The sequence below is a fragment of the Mycobacterium gallinarum genome, assembly GCF_010726765.1.
Taxonomy (GTDB): Bacteria; Actinomycetota; Actinomycetes; order Mycobacteriales; family Mycobacteriaceae; genus Mycobacterium; species Mycobacterium gallinarum.
Window position 1 is genome coordinate 1,183,688 of the sequence record NZ_AP022601.1, and the last position, 18,504, is coordinate 1,202,191.

At 65.7% G+C, this 18,504-nt stretch carries 16 protein-coding genes; 13 read left to right on the forward strand and 3 right to left on the reverse strand.

Features of this window, described 5'->3' with window-relative positions; translation table 11 throughout:
- Positions 1–7: 7 nt before the first annotated feature.
- Complete coding sequence (ribH, locus tag G6N42_RS05930; protein ID WP_163727360.1) at positions 8–493, forward strand: 6,7-dimethyl-8-ribityllumazine synthase; 486 nt, start codon at positions 8–10, stop codon at positions 491–493.
- Entirely contained in the window at positions 490–939 is a 450-nt protein-coding gene (locus tag G6N42_RS05935; RefSeq protein ID WP_163727361.1) for a PH domain-containing protein, read from the forward strand. The genes ribH and G6N42_RS05935 overlap by 4 nt, the downstream gene beginning before the upstream one ends.
- On the opposite strand, the gene G6N42_RS05940 is transcribed toward G6N42_RS05935, so the two are convergent.
- Entirely contained in the window at positions 926–1,396 is a 471-nt protein-coding gene (locus G6N42_RS05940; protein ID WP_163727363.1) for a GNAT family N-acetyltransferase, read from the reverse strand. The two genes, G6N42_RS05935 and G6N42_RS05940, sit on opposite strands and share 14 nt — an antisense overlap.
- Entirely contained in the window at positions 1,393–3,342 is a 1,950-nt protein-coding gene (locus G6N42_RS05945) for a gamma-glutamyltransferase family protein (RefSeq protein WP_232076090.1), read from the reverse strand. Before G6N42_RS05945 ends, G6N42_RS05940 begins: the two co-directional genes overlap by 4 nt.
- 53 nt (positions 3,343–3,395) lie before the next feature.
- Here G6N42_RS05945 and uvrC point away from each other — a divergent pair, with 53 nt between their 5' ends.
- The 6 genes from uvrC to G6N42_RS05975 all read left to right on the forward strand — a co-directional run bounded on the left by uvrC (position 3,396) and on the right by G6N42_RS05975 (position 11,834).
- On the forward strand, positions 3,396–5,378 hold the full coding sequence (gene uvrC / locus G6N42_RS05950) for an excinuclease ABC subunit UvrC (protein ID WP_163727367.1): 1,983 nt from the start codon (positions 3,396–3,398) through the stop codon (positions 5,376–5,378).
- 11 nt (positions 5,379–5,389) lie between these two features.
- Entirely contained in the window at positions 5,390–6,301 is a 912-nt protein-coding gene (gene rapZ, locus G6N42_RS05955; protein ID WP_163737044.1) for an RNase adapter RapZ, read from the forward strand.
- Positions 6,298–7,320: a gluconeogenesis factor YvcK family protein gene (locus G6N42_RS05960; protein WP_163727369.1), complete on the forward strand. Its 1,023-nt coding sequence runs from the start codon at positions 6,298–6,300 to the stop codon at positions 7,318–7,320. Before rapZ ends, G6N42_RS05960 begins: the two co-directional genes overlap by 4 nt.
- Positions 7,317–8,294, forward strand: a complete 978-nt coding sequence (gene whiA / locus G6N42_RS05965) for a DNA-binding protein WhiA (RefSeq protein WP_083123731.1) — start codon at positions 7,317–7,319, stop codon at positions 8,292–8,294. The genes G6N42_RS05960 and whiA overlap by 4 nt, the downstream gene beginning before the upstream one ends.
- A 95-nt stretch (positions 8,295–8,389) precedes the next feature.
- Positions 8,390–11,035, forward strand: a complete 2,646-nt coding sequence (locus G6N42_RS05970) for an adenylate/guanylate cyclase domain-containing protein (RefSeq protein WP_434059567.1) — start codon at positions 8,390–8,392, stop codon at positions 11,033–11,035.
- Positions 11,036–11,123: 88 nt separating this feature from the next.
- Positions 11,124–11,834 carry an ABC transporter substrate-binding protein gene (locus G6N42_RS05975; protein WP_163727375.1) on the forward strand — a complete coding sequence of 237 codons (711 nt, stop codon included), beginning with the start codon at positions 11,124–11,126 and terminating at the stop codon, positions 11,832–11,834.
- Positions 11,835–11,850: 16 nt separating this feature from the next.
- Here G6N42_RS05975 and G6N42_RS05980 read toward each other — a convergent pair whose 3' ends face one another.
- Positions 11,851–12,132: a hypothetical protein gene (locus G6N42_RS05980; protein ID WP_163727378.1), complete on the reverse strand. Its 282-nt coding sequence runs from the start codon at positions 12,130–12,132 to the stop codon at positions 11,851–11,853.
- A 196-nt stretch (positions 12,133–12,328) separates the two neighbouring features.
- On the opposite strand from G6N42_RS05980, the gene gap reads away from it, so the two are divergent.
- Genes gap through ppc form a run of 5 tightly spaced genes read left to right on the forward strand, consistent with a single transcriptional unit; the run spans position 12,329 to position 18,497 of the window.
- Positions 12,329–13,351, forward strand: coding sequence for a type I glyceraldehyde-3-phosphate dehydrogenase (gap, locus tag G6N42_RS05985; RefSeq protein ID WP_163727381.1), 1,023 nt, complete (start codon positions 12,329–12,331; stop codon positions 13,349–13,351).
- 4 nt (positions 13,352–13,355) lie between these two features.
- Entirely contained in the window at positions 13,356–14,591 is a 1,236-nt protein-coding gene (locus G6N42_RS05990) for a phosphoglycerate kinase (protein WP_163727384.1), read from the forward strand.
- A gap of 12 nt (positions 14,592–14,603) precedes the next feature.
- Positions 14,604–15,389, forward strand: a complete 786-nt coding sequence (tpiA, locus tag G6N42_RS05995; protein ID WP_163727388.1) for a triose-phosphate isomerase — start codon at positions 14,604–14,606, stop codon at positions 15,387–15,389.
- Positions 15,390–15,419: 30 nt separating this feature from the next.
- A complete protein-coding gene (secG, locus tag G6N42_RS06000; protein ID WP_083123435.1) occupies positions 15,420–15,653 on the forward strand; it encodes a preprotein translocase subunit SecG in 234 nt (77 codons plus the stop codon).
- Positions 15,654–15,707: 54 nt separating this feature from the next.
- Positions 15,708–18,497: a phosphoenolpyruvate carboxylase gene (ppc, locus tag G6N42_RS06005; RefSeq protein ID WP_163727391.1), complete on the forward strand. Its 2,790-nt coding sequence runs from the start codon at positions 15,708–15,710 to the stop codon at positions 18,495–18,497.
- Positions 18,498–18,504 lie beyond the last annotated feature (7 nt).

Sequence of the window (18,504 nt, forward strand, 5' to 3'; positions counted from 1 at the left end):
TCCTGAATTGAGTGGAGGCGCAGGCGTTCCCGATCTGCCTCAGCTCGACGCCTCGGATCTGACACTTGCCATCGTCGCCAGCACGTGGCATGGAACGATCTGCGACGCGCTGCTCGACGGTGCGCGCAAGGTCGCCACAGATGCCGGGATCAGCGACCCGACGGTCGTACGCGTTCTGGGTGCCATCGAAATCCCCGTCGTCGCACAGGCATTGGCTGCCACTCACGATGCCGTGGTAGCGCTGGGCGTGGTGATCCGCGGGCAAACACCGCACTTCGACTATGTCTGCGACGCAGTTACGCAGGGTCTGACCCGGGTGTCGTTGGATGCTTCGACCCCCGTGGCCAACGGCGTGCTCACCACCGACACCGAGGAGCAGGCACTGGATCGCGCCGGGCTGCCCGGTTCGGCCGAGGACAAGGGTGCGCAGGCGGCGGCGGCGGCGATATCCACCGCGATGACGCTGCGCGACCTGCGGCGGCCGCGATCATGAGCGACTGGGACGTCGAGATACGGCCTCATCTGACACCGTATTTCGCGTACGGCGCAGCAGCGCTCATCCTGGCGGCGCACGTCACCGTCGGAGCACTGCTGAAGATCGCGTCGACGGGTGTGATCTTCCAGACCGCCGATCAGGTGGCGATCGCCCTGCTCGGTGTCGTCATCGCTGCGCTCGTGCTGATGTTCGCGCGTCCGCGGGTCCGAGTCGGTGCACAGGGGATTGCGGTGCGGAACCTGTTGACCTATCGACTCATTGGATGGTCGGACGTCGTCGACGTGTCCTTCCATCCCGGCGCTCGTTGGGCTCGGGTGGATCTGCCAGACGATGAGTACGTTCCGGTGCTGGCGATTCAGGCGGTCGACAAAGAACGGGCAGTCGAGGCGATGGAGACCGTTCGTGGACTGCTCGCACGCTACAAGGGCATCAACTCACGCTGAGCGTCATCGCGACTTCGTCTCGGGGTTTCGCGTTGTCCGACACGGCGGCAAACCTGAAACCCAGGCTCTCGTAAACGGCCCGCGCCGCCAGATTGCCGGATGCCACCCGCAGCGTGATGGTCTGGACGCCTTCGCTGCGAGCCCAGTCCACCGCAGCGGCCACCAGCGGGCGTGCCAGCCCCCGACCACGAACGATCGGGTCCAACCACAGCGAATAGAGATACACCGAGTCCGGATTCTCCTGCTGTGCGGCAATCAACCCGACGGGGCGACCGTCGACGAGCGTCGCGAATTGCGCGTGGTTGCGTAGCCGTCGCCGCCACTGCGCCGCGGTGAACCCGGCTTCCTTTTGGTATTGCGGATCCCGCTCTCCGAGCGCGTCGATCAGAGCCCGCAACCGAATCGCGGCGAACACCCTCCAATCGGACTCGGCGAAACGGATGACCTTCGCGGTCATCCGGTGTCGCCCATCACCAGCCCCTCACGGCGAGGATCAGCGCCACCGATGAAACCGTCGTTGTCACGGATGATCGCGGACAATCCGCTCGTCTGATCGGCCAGGTCGACCTGATGTCCGAGTTTGCGCAAACCGATCACGAGCGGGTCGTGGTCGCCGTTGTCGGATGTGTCGATGACGGGATGCTCGCCGCCGACGTTGGTCTTCGGAGTGTTGGCCGCGCCGAAGTCGACCATGGACACCGCCTGCTGCGGGTCCAGGCCCCAATCCACCATTCCCACAATGGTTTTCACGACAAACTGGATGATGACCGAGCCGCCCGGCGATCCGAGTGTCGCGTACAGGGGACCTCGCGTTCCGGGCTGGTCTGCCGCGTCGAAGACCAACGTGGGCGCCATCGAGCTGCGCGGTCGCTTACCGGGCTGGATTCGGTTGGCGACCGGAGCGCCGTCGGGTCCGGTGGGTTCGGCCGAGAAGTCGGTGAGTTGGTTGTTGAGGATGAAGCCGTCCACCATGTGGAACGAGCCGAATGACGACTCGATCGTCGTGGTCATCGATGCGGCGTTTCCGCGCGCGTCGATGATGCTGATCTGACTTGTTCCGTGCTCCGGGGGCGGCGGCACCGGGGTGGTCGGCGGGCCGAATTCTCCTGGTTTCGCCGTGCCCATCGAACGTTGCTCGGAGATCAGTGCCGCGCGGCCCGCGAGGTAGTCAGTGTTGATCAAGGTATTGGGCGTGCCACCGGGCAGCGGAACGAAATCGGTGTCGGCCACGTACTTGTCCCGGTCGGCGTAGGCCAACCGCTCCGCCTCGGAGATCAGGTGCACGCCCATCACGGATGGTCTGCCCCCGTCTAGATCGATGTCCGTGGGCTTATGGCCCGCCATGGCGAAGTGTTCGAGGATGCCCAGCGTGGAGGCGACTGCGATGCCCCCGGACGAGGGAGGCGGCATGCCGCAGATCACCTTGCCGCGATATGGCGAACACAGCGCCTCGCGCATTTTCACGGCGTATCCGGCAAGGTCTTCGCGGGTCATCATGCCTGGGGTGCGCCCGCCCGAGATGTCGGCCACCGCGTCGACGATATCGCCGGCGATCGCACCGGTGTAAAACGATTGCGGATCAGATGCGATGACCCCCAACGTCTTTGCGTAGGCGGGATTGGTCAGGACTGTCCCTTCGGACTTCGCGCTGCCGTCAGGGTTCAGGAAGTATTCGGCCGCCCGTGGATCCAATTTCAGTTGCGAGGCAGCGCCGGCGATGGCGGTCGCCATTCGCGTGCTGATCTTGAAGCCGTCGTCGGCGAGGGTGACCGCAGGACTGAACAAGTCGCGCCAACCGGTCTTCCCGTGCTCAGCGTGCACCTCCTGCATAAGCCGCACAATTCCAGGCACCCCGATCGAACGGCCGGATGCGCGGGTGTCGGGCTTGGGTTCGGTGCGGTCGGTGTCGGAGATCCAGCGCAGGTAGTTCTCGGTTGCCGCCGCCGGTGCGACCTCTCGGCCGTCGTAGGCCTGGACCGAATCCGCCGCCGCGTCGTAGTACAGCAGGAAGCCGCCGCCGCCGAGGCCGGACGACTGCGGCTCGACCAGACCGAGCACCGCCTGCGCGGCGACCAGCGCGTCGGCGGCCGTGCCACCGTCGCGAAGAACCTCACATGCGGCTTGGGTGGAGAGCGGATTGGCGGTGGCCACGGAGTAGGTGCTGGTCCGGACGGCGGTCATTTCCTTGCGGTATCCGGTCGCGACTGCGGGATTGGTGGAGATATTTCGGGACGTGGTGACGGTCGGGCTGGCCGGGGCCTTGGGCGCCGCGGTGCCGTTGGCGACGATTGCGCACGGTCCGGCGGCGTCGGGCTCCGCGTTCTCGTCGGCCGCACATCCGGCAAGCACCAAGACGACGCCGGTCAGCGGGGCAATTACCTTGGTCAGCGCCGAAAACCGCATCACCCGACGGTAGTTCATCGGACTCGTCCGGGGACGGCAGTAACCTGGAATCCGTGCCCGATCCAGCGACGTACCGACCCGCTCCCGGGTCGATCCCCATCCAGCCGGGTGTCTACCGGTTCCGGGATCCGCACGGTCGGGTGATCTACGTCGGCAAGGCCAAGAGTCTGCGGAGCCGGCTGAACTCGTACTTCGCCGATTTGTCCGGCCTGGCGCCGCGCACCCGCCAGATGGTGACGTCGGCGGCCGGCGTCGAGTGGACCGTGGTCAACACCGAAGTCGAGGCGCTGCAGCTCGAGTACAACTGGATCAAGGAGTTCGATCCGCGGTTCAACGTGCGCTACCGCGATGACAAGTCGTACCCGGTGCTCGCCGTGACGCTGAACGAGGAGTACCCGCGGCTGATGGTCTATCGCGGCGCGCGGCGCAAGGGGGTTCGCTATTTCGGGCCCTACTCGCATGCGTGGGCGATCCGCGAAACGCTCGACCTGCTGACCCGGGTCTTTCCGGCGCGCACCTGTTCGGCGGGAGTTTTCAAGCGGCACAGGCAGATCGACCGGCCCTGCCTGCTCGGGTACATCGACAAGTGCTCGGCACCGTGCGTCGGGCGGGTGACGGCCGAGTCGCACCGGCAGATCGTCGAGAATTTCTGCGACTTCTTGGCGGGCAAGACCGACCGGCTGATCCGTGACATGGAACACGAGATGAACCGTGCTGCCGAGCTGCTGGACTTCGAGCGGGCGGCCCGGTTGCGGGACAACATTTCCGCGATGAAGCGGGCTATGGAGAAGCAGGCCGTGGTGTTCGGCGACGGCACCGACGCGGACGTGGTGGCCTTCGCCGACGACGATCTGGAAGCTGCTGTGCAGGTGTTCCACGTGCGGGGTGGCCGGGTGCGCGGCCAGCGCGGTTGGATCGTCGAAAAGTCCGGTGAGCCTGGTGAATCCGGCCTCGAGTACCTCGTCGAGCAGTTCCTGACCCAGTTCTACGGCGATCAGGCCGACCTCGACGGCGCCGCCGATATGTCGTTGACGCCGGTGCCCCGGCAGGTGCTGGTCCCGTGTCTGCCGGACAACGCCGAAGAAATCGAGACGTGGTTGTCACAGCTGCGCGGCTCGAGGGTGTCGGTGCGGGTCCCTCAGCGCGGTGACAAACGCGCGCTGGCCGAGACGGTCAAACGCAACGCGCAGGATGCGCTGACGCAGCACAAACTCCGGCGAGCGGGCGACTTCACCGCAAGAAGCGCTGCATTGCAGAGCATTCAGGAATCGCTGGGTCTGGCCGACGCGCCGCTTCGCATCGAGTGCGTCGACATCAGCCACGTTCAGGGCACCGATGTCGTGGCCTCGCTGGTGGTGTTCGAGGACGGGCTACCGCGCAAGTCCGACTATCGCCACTATGCGATCAGGGGCGCTGCGGGGGAGGGGCGCTCCGACGACGTCGCGTCGATCGCCGAGGTAACCCGGCGACGTTTCCACCGGCACGTGCACGACCTGCAACATCCGACAGAGCTTGCACTGGAAGGGAAATCGCGAAAATTCGCCTACCCGCCCAATCTGTTCGTCGTCGACGGCGGAGCCCCGCAGGTCAACGCCGCGCAGGCGGTGCTCGATGAGCTGGGTATCAGCGATGTCGCCGTCATCGGGCTGGCGAAACGGCTGGAAGAGGTGTGGGTCCCGGCTGAGCCTGACCCTCTGATCATGCCGCGCAATAGCGAAGGCTTGTATCTGCTGCAGCGGGTACGCGACGAGGCGCACCGGTTCGCGATCACCTATCACCGCAGCAAGCGGTCGAAGCGGATGACGGCGTCGGCCCTGGATTCGATCCGCGGGCTCGGCGAGCATCGTCGTAAGGCGCTGGTCACCCATTTCGGATCGGTCGCTCGCTTGAAGGAGGCCAGCGTCGAGGAGATCACCGCCGTGCCCGGCATCGGTGCGGCGACGGCGAAGGCCGTTCTGGAAGCTCTCGGTGTCCCGCCCGATTCCGGAGCGCCCGAACCGGTTATCGGCAATGATCAGAGCAGAGCATCCGGATGACAGATCAGGGCATGCAAAAAGAATTGCAGGATGGCGCCGGCAACGGCGAACGTGGGGGATCCGGCATCGATGTCGTACTGGTCACCGGGCTGTCCGGCGCAGGCCGGGGTACGGCGGCCAAGGTGCTGGAGGATCTCGGCTGGTATGTGGCCGACAATCTGCCGCCCGAGCTGATCGCTCGGATGGTAGAGCTTGGACTGGCGGCGGGCTCGCGGATCACCCAGCTGGCGGTGGTCATGGACGTGCGGTCCCGCGGGTTCACCGGCGATCTCGACTGGGTCCGCAAGGACCTGGCCACCCGCAACATCACCCCGCGGGTGCTGTTTCTCGAAGCGTCCGACGACATCCTGGTCCGCCGCTATGAGCAAAACCGGCGCAGCCATCCATTGCAGGGGAATCAGACTCTTGCAGAAGGCATTGCGGCCGAGCGGACCATGCTCGCGCCCATCCGGGCCGCCGCTGATCTGGTCATCGACACGTCGACACTGCCCGTTCCCGCGTTGCGGGAAAGCATCGAGCGCGCCTTCGGCGGCGAAACCGTCGCTCACACCAATGTCACCGTCGAGTCCTTCGGATACAAGTACGGGTTGCCCATGGACGCCGATACGGTGATGGATGTGCGCTTTCTGCCAAATCCGCATTGGGTGGACGAGCTACGACCGCATAGCGGACAGCACCCGGCCGTCCGCGACTACGTACTCGGCCAACCGGGCGCCGGAGAATTCTTGGAGACCTACCATCGTCTGCTGGACTTCGTCATCGACGGATACCGTCGCGAGGGTAAGCGCTATATGACTGTTGCTATTGGCTGCACCGGAGGTAAGCATCGCAGCGTGGCGATCGCCGAGGCGCTGGCGGCCAGACTGCAGGGCGGTGACGACCTCACGGTGCGGGTATTGCACCGGGATTTGGGGCGCGAATGAGTCCGCGGATCGTTGCCCTCGGAGGTGGGCACGGCCTCTACGCCACGCTGTCGGCGGCCCGCAGACTCACCCCGCACGTCACCGCGATCGTCACGGTCGCCGACGACGGTGGTTCCTCCGGCCGGCTACGCAGCGAACTCGATGTCGTGCCGCCGGGTGATCTGCGAATGGCTTTGGCCGCGTTGGCATCCGACACACCGCATGGGCGACTCTGGGCGACGATCCTGCAGCATCGGTTTGGTGGCAACGGTGCGCTCGCGGGGCACCCGATCGGCAACCTGATGCTCGCGGGTCTCAACGAGGTGCTCGCCGATCCGGTGGCGGCGCTCGACGAGCTGGGCCGCGTCCTCGGCATCCACGGCCGGGTCCTGCCGATGTGCCCGATGGGCCTGAGCATCGAGGCCGACGTGGCGGGCCTGGAATCCGATCCGCGGATGAGCCGGGTGATCCGGGGGCAGGTGGCGATCGCGACCACCGTCGGGAAGGTGCGCAGGGTCCGGTTGATACCGGGTGACCCGCCGGCCACCAGGCAGGCGGTGGACGCGATCATGGCCGCCGACCTGGTCGTGCTCGGTCCTGGGTCGTGGTTCACGAGCGTCATCCCGCACGTGCTCGTTCCGCAGCTGGTGGCGGCGCTGCAGGCGACGGCCGCACGTCGGGCGCTGGTGGTGAACCTGGTGGCAGAACCCGGGGAGACCGCGGAGTTCTCGGCCGAACGTCATATCCATGTGTTGTCGCAGCACGCGCCGGGTTTCACGATGCACGAGGTCATCGTCGACGCCAGCCGTGTCCCGACCGAGCGGGAGCGTGAGCAATTGCGCCGAACCGCGAAAATCTTGGATGCCCAAGTGGAGTTTGCTGACGTGTCCAGACCTGGTACACCTTTACATGACCCGGCGAGGTTGGCCGCGGCTCTGGAGGGTGTGCGGTTGCGTGGTGCGGCGCCGCCTGCGTCTCCAACGCCGACCGTGCCCACACCGACAGCGAACGGACCGAGAGGTGACGACTCGTGGCGATGACAGCCGAGGTCAAAGACGAGCTCAGCCGTCTTCAGGTCAATTCGGTGAGTGCGCGCCGCGCCGAGGTGGCATCGCTGCTGCGGTTCGCCGGTGGACTGCACATCGTGTCCGGCCGGGTGGTTGTCGAGGCCGAGGTCGATTTGGGGATCATCGCCCGGCGCCTGCGTAAGGACATCTACGACCTGTACGGCTACAACGCTGTGGTGCATGTGCTGTCGGCGAGCGGTATCCGCAAGAGCACCCGGTATGTCCTGCGGGTCGCCAAGGACGGTGAGGCGCTGGCCCGCCAGACCGGTCTGCTGGATCTGCGTGGACGGCCGGTGCGTGGCCTTCCCGCACAAGTGGTCGGCGGTAGCGTCGCCGACGCCGAAGCTGCTTGGCGTGGCGCGTTTTTGGCGCACGGATCCCTTACCGAACCGGGCCGGTCCTCGGCGCTCGAGGTCAGTTGCCCAGGGCCCGAGGCGGCGCTGGCGCTCGTCGGCGCGGCACGCCGACTCGGGGTCAGCGCGAAGGCCCGTGAAGTCAGGGGCGCCGACCGGGTGGTGGTGCGCGACGGCGAGGCCATCGGCGCATTGCTGACGCGCATGGGTGCCCAGGACACCAGGTTGACGTGGGAGGAGCGGCGGATGCGCCGCGAGGTGCGTGCCACCGCCAACCGGCTGGCAAACTTCGACGACGCGAATCTACGGCGCTCGGCGCGGGCGGCGGTCGCTGCGGCCGCGCGCGTGGAGCGGGCGCTGGAGATCCTCGCCGACACCGTTCCGGACCATCTGGCCGCAGCGGGCAAGCTGCGCGTCGAGCATCGGCAGGCGTCGCTCGAAGAGTTGGGCCGGCTCGCCGATCCACCGATGACGAAAGACGCCGTGGCGGGCCGTATTCGACGGCTGCTGTCCATGGCAGACCGCAAGGCCAAGCAGGACGGTATTCCCGACACCGAGTCGGCCGTCACACCGGATCTGCTCGAAGACGCCTAGCTCGTCGCCGAATGTGGAGTTATCGCACGTGAACCGGTGGCAGAAAACGTGTCGTAACTAGCCACTCAGCGAACTTGGTGTGCGATTCTGTGCAGGTGCCCGCGGGGGACCCGCCCAGTGGCGTGGTCACGTTCTTGTTCACCGATATCGAGGGTTCGACCCGTCGGTGGGAGTCGGAAGCGGATGCGATGCGCGCGGCGCTGGCGGCGCATGACAAGGTGCTGCGCACCACGATCGATGCCCATGGGGGGTACGTCTTCAGTCACAGCGGTGACGGGATGGCTGCGGCGTTCTCGTCGCCGATGTCTGCAGTGGGGGCGGCGATCGATGCGCAGCGGGAGTTGCAGTTGCCGGTGCGGATGGGGATCGCTACCGGGGAAGCCGAGTTACGTGATGACGACTATTTCGGGACGGTGCTCAATCGCGCAGCGCGGCTGATGGCTGCTGGCCACGGCGGTCAGATCTTGGTCGCCGAATCGACCGCAGGCCTCCTGAGCGGAGTGGAGTTGTCCGATCTGGGACGACGACAACTGCGCGACGTCCCCAATCCCCTCAACGTGTTTCAGGTTCAGTGCCTCGGATTGCGCACAGATTTCCCACCTCTGCGAACGGTCGATCCGACTCCTGGAAATCTTCCGCGGTCGTCGACCGCTTTCGTCGGCCGCGATGCCGACCTCGCCGAAATCGTTGCGGCGCTGGAGTCTCGGCCGATGGTCACGCTCACCGGCGTCGGTGGGGTCGGGAAGACCCGATTAGCGGTGGAGGCCGCCGCGTGCGTGTCCGATCGGTTTCCCGACGGGGTCTGGTATTTCGAACTGGCCGCCGTCACCGATGAGAAGGCGGTGCCGGATGCGGTGGCCGGCGTTCTCGGCATCACGCAGCAGCCTGGTCTGTCCATGACCGAGTCGATAGCTGCCGCGCTCGAGGGCCGGTCCCGCCTTCTGCTGTTCGACAACTGTGAACACCTGCTCGACGCGACCGCGGATCTCGCCGAAGCCATACTCGGGTCCGCCGATAGCGTGAGAATCATTGCGACCAGCCGCGAGGGGCTCGCTCTTGCTGTCGAACAGGTATGGCCCGTGCGCTCGCTGGATCTCGACGCAGCCGTGGAGCTGTTCAGCGAACGAGCCCACCGGGTGGCGCCAGGGGCAATGCTCGATGACACCGATGCTGTCGCGGAGATTTGCCGACGGCTTGACGGCATTCCGTTGGCCATCGAACTGGCCGCGTCGCGCATGTCTTCGATGACTGCGGTGGAGGTTCGGGACCATCTCGATCACCGCCTCAAACTCCTCGTCGGATCCAGGCGTGCTCTGGGGCGCCATCAGACGTTGCGCCACGCGGTGGCGTGGTCCTATAACTTGCTGGACGACCCCGAGAAGCGGCTACTGGAATGGTGTTCGGTGTTCGCCGGTGGTTTTGATCTCGACGCCGCGTGTGCCGTAGCGGGACGACCGGATGCTGATCGGTACGTGATCGTGGATCTGCTTGACGCGTTGGTGCGCAAATCCCTGATCGTGGCCGAACATTCGTCGGGACGGACGCGCTTCTCAATGCTCGAGACGATCCGTGAGTTCGCCGACGAACAGCTCGCGGGCCGCGGCGACGTCGCGCGGGCGCGTGACGCACACGCACGCCACTTCGCCGGTCGCGAAGCCGCCATTCTGGAACTGTGGAACAGCCCACGCCAGCGGGAGGCCTACGTCTGGTACATGACCGAATTGGGCAATCTGCGTTCGGCTTTTCGGTGGGCAGCCGATACCGGTGACCTCGACACGGCCGCCACCATCGTCACCTTCCTGGGAATCTTGGCCTACCCCTTGGAGAATCAAGAGCCCATCGCGTGGGCGGAAGAACTCATAGACTCCGCGCGCACCGCTGCCCATCCCCGTCTGGTGGGCTTGTATGTCGTTGCCGCGCTCTGCTGGTTGACTGGCCGTTTCGAGGATGCGCTTGCGTACGCAGATGCCGGCAGTATTGCGATGCGGTCCGAGCACCGCGCGGTGCCCTTCAGTTCGGATGGCTTGTTCGGTGGCCTGTACGTATCTCTTGGTGACGTCGACAGTGGCATCAACTGGTACGACACCTATCTCGAGCACAACGAGGACTCGATCGGCATTGTCAGGGCGAATCGGGTCCTTGCACTTGCGCTGGCCGGTCGTGTCGATGAGGCGATCGCCGCAGCGCCCGATGTCGTCGATGTCGCCGAGGCCAGCGGTAACCCCTACGCGCTGTCCTTCGCGCTACTGGCGTACGGCATCGCCTTCCGCGAGGCGGATCCGGAGGCCGCGCTCGAGGGCATGCGGCGCGGGTTGGTCATCGCACACGAAAGCGGTGCCCGTTCCAATGAGGCGTACCTGGCCAACAACATCGGACGGCTGGAGGCATCCCAAGGCGACATGGTCGCTGCGCTCAACCATTTGAAGCTGGGGATTCGCATCAATCACAGTTCGGGGGCCATCGTTGCGCTTCGGAGCCCACTCGCGATCCTCGCGAACATATTGGATCGGCTGCAACTCCATGACCATGCGGCCGTCATTGCCGGTTTCGCGGATAGCGAGCTGACCGCAGTGGTCTTTCCAGAGTTCCGCAGCACCCTCACACGCCTGCGCAGTGTGCTCGGCGACGACACGTATGAAGCGCTAGCGCGTCAAGGCGCGTCCATGACCACCGCGGCCATCGCCACCTACGCCCTCGAAAAGATCGAGGAGTTGCGAACCACACTCGAGCGTTCAACATGAGTGGGCCGAGTGTGGGATTGACGCACGTGTTCGAAGCGCGGAGCGTGCGGGTAACCCACGTTCGGCGGAAGTTGGAGGATGTGACGGCATGGAAACCCTGAGAGTCGGTGCGGCCTTTCCCGATCCGCCGTTCAACGGCATGCCGGACGACACCGGGCTAGACATCGACCTGATGGCGGCCATTGCCGAGAAGATCGGAGCGACAGTCGAATTCATCGCCTACGAGGGGGTCGACTTCAACGGGATCTTCGACGGACTCGGCGCCAGGTACGACTGCGTCACCGCGGGAACGACGGTCACCCCGGACCGCGAGAAGAAGGCGCAGTTCCTCCCGCCATACCTGATCTCCGGGCAGTCGCTGGCCGTCGACATCAGAAGACTGCCGCACGTCACCTCCATCGACGACCTCGAGGGCCTGACCATCGGCGTACAACAGGGCAACACCAGCCAACCCATCGCCGAGCGTTTGGTCGCCCAGGGCAAGGCCGCCGCCGTCCGCGTCTACGACTACGGCTCGATCCGCTCGGCGCTGGCCGACCTGACGACCGGTGAATGCGACGCGTTCATGAAGCTCGCGCCCGTGCTCAACGAGCTCGTCAAGCCGATACCCGGCGTCGAAGTCGTGCAACGTGGCATCTCGGTCGAGAACATCGCCATCGCCGTCGCGCTCGGTGATCAGACGCTCCTCGGCCGCCTCACCGTCGCGCAGGCCGAGTTGGAGGAGGACGGCACACTGCAGCGCATCCGCGGGAAATGGCTGGGCAATCCCTACGCCGACCAGAACCTGGCGGTGCATTGAGGACGATGGCGACCGGCTATGGGTCGCCCGCCATCCGCTCCGCCAACGCGGCGGCGCGGAGGTGCTCGTCACGGGCGGCCTCATACACCCGCACCGCTCGGCGGTGCGTGGCAACGTCGCCGATACCCGCCGCTGCGGCGGCGCGGTGTGTCCGCACGGCCTGATCGTGTGCTTTGGCTTCACATCGATGCCGCGCGGCGGCGACCAAGTGCGCTTGGCGCATCCGGGCGTGGGTGTTTTGAACGGGTTGCGTCAACACCTGTGTGTCGCCGCCGGGAATTCCCTCGGTCGCCGTCATGTGCCTACCTTCGGCGCGGTTTCCGCCTGTCGTCGTGCAGGCGATATGGCCATGATCACCGCGACCCGTGCCGAACGGCAGGGACCTAGGTCACCAGCATCGTTGCCCGACGTCACCAATCTGACCAGGCCGCGCGTGGCGCCAATCACACCACTAGGCTGGCCGTTGAGTATCAGGGCGAAAAAGGGAGATTCAGGTGACCATCCGGGTTGGCGTTAACGGGTTCGGCCGTATCGGGCGCAACTTCTATCGGGCCTTGGCGGCGCAGAAGGCTGAGGGTAAGAGCACCGACGTCGAGATCATCGCGGTCAACGACCTCACCGACAACGCGAGCCTGGCGCACCTGCTGAAGTTCGATTCGATCCTGGGTCGCTACCCCGAGGAGATCAGCCTCGAGGGTGAGGACACCATCGTGATCGGCAGCACCAAGATCAAGGCCCTGGAGGTCAAGGAAGGGCCGGCCGCGCTGCCCTGGGGTGACCTGGGTGTCGATGTCGTGGTCGAGTCGACCGGCATCTTCACCGCCCGCGCCAAGGCGCAGGGCCACCTCGATGCCGGCGCCAAGAAGGTCATCATCTCCGCACCCGCCAGTGATGAGGACATCACCATCGTGCTCGGGGTCAACGACGACAAGTACGACGGCAGCCAGAACATCATCTCCAACGCGTCCTGCACCACGAACTGCCTCGGGCCGCTGGCCAAGGTGCTCAACGACGAGTTCGGCATCGTCAAGGGCCTGATGACCACGATCCACGCCTACACCCAGGACCAGAACCTGCAGGACGGCCCGCACAAGGATCTGCGCCGCGCCCGCGCCGCCGCGCTGAACATCGTGCCCACCTCGACCGGCGCCGCGAAGGCCATCGGCCTGGTGCTGCCCGAACTGAAGGGCAAGCTCGACGGCTACGCCCTGCGGGTGCCGATCCCCACGGGCTCGGCGACCGACCTCACCGCGGAGCTGAAGAAGTCGGCCACTGCCGAAGAGATCAACGCGGCGTTCAAGGCCGCCGCTGACGGTCCGCTCAAGGGGATCCTGAAGTACTACGACGCGCCGATCGTGTCCAGCGACATCGTCACCGACCCGCACAGTTCGATCTTCGACGCCGGCCTGACCAAGGTGATCGACAATCAGGCCAAGACCGTGTCCTGGTACGACAACGAGTGGGGTTACTCCAACCGCCTCGTCGACCTGGTCGCACTGGTCGGCAAGTCGCTCTAGCGCAATGGCGGAGTCTTCTATCAAGATCCTCTCCGACCTACTGGCAGAAGGGGTTTCGGGCCGGGGCGTGCTCGTCCGCTCCGACCTGAACGTCCCCCTCGACGACGACGGCAACATCGCCGACCCGGGTCGCATCACCGCGTCGGTGCCCACGCTGCGGGCGCTGGCCGAGGCCGGCGCCAAGGTCGTCGTCACTGCGCACCTCGGCAGGCCGAAAGACGGTCCGACGCCGGAGTTCTCGCTCGCACCCGTTGCCAAGGCGCTGGGGGAGCAGCTCGGTAGGCACGTCCAGCTGGCCGGGGATGTAGTCGGCACGGACGCGCTGGCCCGCGCGGAGGGACTGACCGACGGCGACATCCTGTTGCTGGAGAACATTCGGTTCGACCCACGCGAGACCAGCAAGGACGACAACGAGCGGGGTGCGCTCGCACGGCAGCTCGCCGAACTCGTCAGCGGCGCAGACGGGTCGCCCGGTGCGTTCGTCTCCGACGGCTTCGGTGTCGTGCACCGCAAGCAGGCCTCGGTGTACGACGTCGCGACGCTGCTGCCGCATTACGCGGGCACGCTGGTGGCCACCGAGATCAAGGTGCTCGAACAGCTGACCAGCTCGACCGAGCGGCCGTACGCGGTGGTGCTCGGCGGCTCGAAGGTGTCGGACAAACTCGCGGTCATCGAGAACCTGGCGACCAAAGCGGACAGCATCGTCATCGGCGGTGGTATGTGCTTCACATTCCTTGCGTCACAAGGCGTTTCGGTGGGTAAGTCGCTGCTCGAAGAAGGCATGATCGATACCTGCCGCCAGCTGCTCGAGGACTACGGCGACGTGATCCACGTGCCGGTCGACATCGTCGTAGCCGACGAGTTCAAGGCGGATTCTCCGTCGGAGATCGTCGCGGCCGACCAGATTCCGGACGGCAAGATGGGCCTGGACATCGGACCCGGCTCGGTACAGCGCTTCACCACGTTGTTGTCGAACGCCAAGACCATCTTCTGGAACGGGCCGATGGGCGTCTTCGAGTTCCCGGCGTTCGCCGCGGGCACCAAGGGCGTCGCCGAGGCGATCGTGGGGGCGACGCGCAAGGGCGCGTTCAGTGTGGTGGGCGGTGGCGACTCCGCCGCGGCGGTCCGCCAACTCGGGCTGCCCGAAGACGGCTTCTCCCACATTTCGACCGGTGGCGGGGCGTCGCTGGAATACCTTGAGGGCAAGACGCTCCCGGGTATCGAAGTGCTCGACGACTGAAAGGCCGTAGACATGAGCCGTACGCCGCTGATCGCCGGCAACTGGAAGATGAACCTCAACCACTTCGAGGCCATAGCGCTGGTCCAGAAGATCGCGTTCTCGCTGCCGGACAAGTACTTCGACAAGGTCGACGTCGCGGTGATTCCGCCGTTCACCGATTTGCGCAGCGTGCAGACGCTCGTCGACGGCGACAAGCTGCGCCTCACCTACGGTGCGCAGGACCTGTCCCAGCACGATTCAGGGGCCTACACAGGCGAGATCAGCGGCGCCTTCCTGGCGAAGCTGGGCTGCACCTACGTCGTCGTCGGGCACTCTGAGCGCCGGACCTACCACCACGAGGACGATGCGCTGGTCGCTGCCAAGGCAGCCGCCGCGTTCAAGCACGGCATCACCCCGATCATCTGCATCGGCGAACAGCTCGAGGTCCGTGAGGCCGGCAACCACGTCGAATACAACACCGAATCGCTGCGCGGCTCAGTGGCGGGTCTCACAGCAGAGCAGATCGGCCAGGCCGTCATCGCCTACGAGCCGGTGTGGGCGATCGGCACCGGCCGGGTGGCCAGCGCCGCCGACGCCCAGGAGGTCTGCAAGGCCATCCGCGACGAGTTGAGCAAGCTGTCGTCCCCACAGCTCGCCGCGGGTGTGCGCATCCTGTACGGCGGATCGGTGAACGCCAAGAACGTCGGCGAGATCGTCGCACAGGAGGACGTCGACGGTGCGCTGGTCGGTGGGGCGTCGCTCGACGGCGAGCAGTTCGCCACGCTTTCGGCCATCGCTGCTGGTGGGCCCTTGCCGTAGCGGCCCTTTTCGGCCTGTAGGCTGTCGGCCATGGTTTTAGCTCTGCAGATCACGCTGATCGTCACCAGCTTGCTCGTGGTGCTTCTCGTGTTGCTGCACCGCGCCAAGGGCGGCGGCCTGTCGACCCTGTTCGGCGGCGGCGTCCAGTCCAGCCTGTCCGGCTCGACGGTCGTGGAGAAGAACCTGGACCGGCTGACGTACTTCGTCGTCGGCATCTGGGTGGTGTCGATCGTCGGCGTCGCGCTGCAGATCAAGTACAGCTAGTCCCGCGCTGGGGCTCGTCATGCGCTCGGTTGGCACCGCGCTGATACTGGGGGAATGGCAGACGTCGGCGGACTAGAACCCATCGGGTCGGTGCAGCGCACCAAAGTGGGCCGGGAGGCCACCGAGCCGATGCGCGAAGACATCCGATTGTTGGGTGCGATTCTCGGTGAGACCATCCATGAGCAGAACGGCGAGGACGTCTTCGACCTCGTCGAACGCGCCCGCGTGGAGTCGTTCCGAGTGCGGCGCTCGGAGATCGACCGCGCCGAGCTGAGCTCCATGTTCGACGGCATCGATATTCACCAGGCCATTCCGGTGATCCGCGCGTTCACCCACTTCGCCCTGCTGGCCAACGTCGCCGAGGACATCCACCGCGAGCGTCGACGCGTCATCCACGTCGCCGCCGGAGAACCGCCGCAGGACAGCAGCCTGGCGGCGACATACGCCAAACTGGACCTGGCCGGACTGGATTCGGCGGCGGTCACCGATGCGCTGGCCGGAGCGCTGGTCTCGCCCGTGATCACCGCGCATCCCACCGAGACCCGGCGGCGCACGATTTTCGACACGCAACACCGCATCACGCAGTTGATGCGGCTGCGATTGAACGGCCATGAGCACACCGACGACGGCCGTGATATCGAGCGTGAGCTGCGCCGCAACATCCTCACGCTGTGGCAGACGGCGCTGATCCGGTTGTCCCGGTTGAAGATTCAGGACGAGATCGAAACCGGGCTGCGGTATTACCCCGCGGCGTTTTTCGAGGTCGTCCCGCAGGTCAACGCCGAAGTGCGTAACGCCTTAAGGGCCCGCTGGCCCGACAGCGATCTGCTGAGCCAGCCCTTCCTGCGTCCCGGATCGTGGATCGGCGGCGATCGCGACGGCAATCCGTACGTCACCGCAGAGGTCGTGCGTCTGGCGACCAGCAGTGCCGCCTATACGGCGCTGGAGCATTACTTCACCGAGATCACCGCGCTCGAAGAGGAATTGTCGATGTCGGCGCGGCTGGTCAAGGTCAGCGAGGCGCTCGAGACACTCGCCGATCAGTGTCATGAGCCCGCCCGGCTGGACGAACCGTATCGCCGGGCGCTGCGCGTCATCCATGCTCGGTTGACGTCGACGGCTTTCGAGATCCTCGGCCGCCAGCCCGAACACGAACTCGACCTCGGGCTGGACCCCTACGAAACCCCCGCTGAACTCTTGGCCGACCTCGACATCGTCGACGAGTCATTGCGGATGAACGGCAGCGCCGTACTGGCAGACGATCGGTTGGCCCGGTTGCGGGAAGCCGTGCACGTCTTCGGGTTTCACCTGTCCGGGCTGGACATGCGGCAGAACTCTGATGTGCACGAGGAAGTCATCGCCGAGCTGCTCGAGTGGGCGGGCGTTCACTCCGACTATCGTTCGCTGCCCGAACCCGAGCGCGTAGAACTGCTTGCGGCAGAGGTCGCCACGCGGCGCCCGCTCATCGGCGACGGTGCCGAGCTCTCCGAGCTGGCGCGCAAGGAGCTCGACATCGTCGCGGCGGCGGCTCGCGCCGTCAAGGTATTCGGGCCGCAGGCCGTGCCGAACTACATCATCTCGATGTGCCAGTCGGTGTCCGACATGCTCGAAGCTGCGGTCCTGCTCAAAGAGGTTGGTTTACTCGATGTTTCGGGACCCGACGCCTATGCACCCGTCGGGATTGTCCCGTTGTTCGAGACCATCGACGACCTACAGCGCGGCTCGTCGATTCTCGAACAGGCGCTGGAACTTCCGGTGTACCGCGCCATCGTGTCGGTGCGTGGTGACAGCCAGGAGGTGATGCTCGGCTATTCGGACTCGAACAAAGACGGCGGATACCTCGCAGCCAACTGGGCGCTGTATCGCGCCGAGCTCGATCTGGTGGAGTCCGCACGCAAGACGGGAATGCGGTTGCGGTTGTTCCACGGACGCGGCGGCACCGTGGGGCGCGGTGGCGGACCCAGTTACGACGCCATCCGGGCGCAGCCGCCCGGCGCGGTCAACGGATCGCTGCGGATCACCGAGCAGGGTGAGGTGATCGCCGCCAAGTACGCCGAACCGCAGATTGCGCATCGCAACCTGGAGACCCTGTTGGCCGCGACACTGGAGGCCACTCTCCTCGACATCGAGGGTCTCGGCGACGCCGCCGGTCCCGCCTACGACGTCCTCGACGAACTGGCCGCCCGCGCCCAGCGGTCGTACTCCGAATTGGTGTATGACACAACGGGTTTCGTCGAGTACTTCAAGGAGTCCACGCCGGTGAGCGAGATCGGTGCGCTCAACATCGGCAGCAGGCCGACGTCACGCAAGCCCACCACGGCCATCTCGGATCTGCGCGCGATTCCGTGGGTGCTGGCCTGGAGCCAATCGCGGGTGATGCTGCCGGGCTGGTATGGCACTGGAACCGCGTTCGAGGGATGGATCAACGAGGGCGACGGACGGTTGGAGGTTCTGCAGGACCTGTACCGTCGCTGGCCGTTCTTCCGGACGGTGTTGTCCAATATGGCGCAGGTCCTTGCGAAGGCGGACATGGGTCTGGCGGCGCGTTACTCGGAATTGGTGGCCGACGAGCAGTTGCGGTCGCGGGTGTTCGACAAGATCGTCGCCGAGTACACCCGCACCATCCAGATGCACAAGCTGATCACCGGCCAGGACGACCTGCTCGCCGACAACCCGGCCTTGGCGCGATCGGTGTTCAACCGGTTTCCGTACCTCGAGCCGCTGAACCACCTTCAGGTGGAACTGTTGCGCCGCTACCGTTCTGGTGACGACGACGAACTCGTCCAGCGTGGCATCCTGCTCACGATGAGTGGACTGGCGACCGCACTGCGCAACAGCGGCTAGGACCCCG